Here is a 1,090-nt window from a genome sequence, read left to right as displayed (position 1 = left end):
CGGCTCGTCGCGGAGGGAACAACATGGGCAAGCGGTCGGGGAAGGCCGTCGAGGCGCGCAACGCGCAGACGCCGCCTCCGGCGCCGGAGCCGCTGCGGGTCCCGGTGGCCGACAGCCACACCCACATGGACATGCAGACCCCGGAGGTCGCCGAGATCATCGCCGCCGCCGAGGCGGTCGGGGTGACCCCGCTGCTCCAGGTGGGCGTCGACCTGCCGTCGTCACGCTGGGCGGTGGACGCCGCGGCCGCCCACCCGGGCAAGGTGTGGGCGGCGGTCGCCCTGCACCCCAACGAGGCGCCGCGCGTCGTGCACGGCGACGGCGCGGACGGGGTGGAGGTGGACGACACCGACTGGGCGGGCAAGACCCGTGAGCCCGGCGGTTTCGAGGCCCTGGAGAAGCAGCTGGCCGAGATCGACGCCCTGGCCGCCCGGCCGCAGGTGGTGGCGGTCGGCGAGACCGGCATGGACACATTCCGCACCGGCCCGGAGGGGACGCGGGCGCAGGAGGAGTCGTTCCGCGGGCACATCGCCATCGCCAAGCGGCACGGCAAGGCCCTGATGATCCACGACCGGGAGGCGCACGAGGACGTGTTCCGGGTGCTGGAGGAGGAGGGCGCCCCGCACACGGTGGTGTTCCACTGCTTCTCGGGCGACGCGGCCATGGCCCGCCGCTGCGCGGAGCTGGGCTACTTCATGAGCTTCGCGGGCAACGTGACGTTCGCCAGCGCCGAGGCGCTGCGCGAGGCCGCGCGGGCGGCCCCGGCGGAGCTGATGCTGGTGGAGACGGACGCGCCGTTCCTGACCCCCAAGCCCTACCGGGGGCGGCCCAACGCCCCCTACCTCATCCCGCACACGCTGCGGACGCTGGCGCAGGTCAAGGGGCTGGACGAGGACGAGCTGGCGGCCACCATCGCGGGCAACGCCAAGCGGGCCTTCGGGTTCTAGGGCGTGTTCGGTGGATCTTGTTGAGTGGGGCGATCGGGCCGTGCGCGTAATCGGATGAAGATGTCGGCGACACGCACGGTCGCCCGGTAGGTCGTGGCGAGCTTGTCATAACGCGTGGCCAGCGCCCGGAACTGCTTACGGCG

The 1,090-nt window shown here is 73.0% G+C and carries 1 protein-coding gene; it reads left to right on the top strand.

Annotation, left to right across the window (positions count from 1 at the left end; all coding sequences use genetic code 11):
- Nucleotides 1–23 precede the first annotated feature (23 nt).
- Nucleotides 24–947, top strand: a complete 924-nt coding sequence (locus ACJOT3_RS34560) for a TatD family hydrolase (RefSeq protein ID WP_406977339.1) — start codon at nucleotides 24–26, stop codon at nucleotides 945–947.
- Nucleotides 948–1,090: the final 143 nt, after the last annotated feature.

This window comes from Nocardiopsis protaetiae, from assembly GCF_045446735.1.
Lineage (GTDB): Bacteria > Actinomycetota > Actinomycetes > Streptosporangiales > Streptosporangiaceae > Nocardiopsis > Nocardiopsis protaetiae.
This window is presented reverse-complemented; position numbering and strand designations above follow the sequence as displayed.

Bases quoted from the DNA above. Each gene is read 5' to 3' on its own strand.
- ACJOT3_RS34560 (WP_406977339.1), top strand. From the start codon at position 24: ATGGGCAAGCGGTCGGGGAAGGCCGTCGAGGCGCGCAACGCGCAGACG.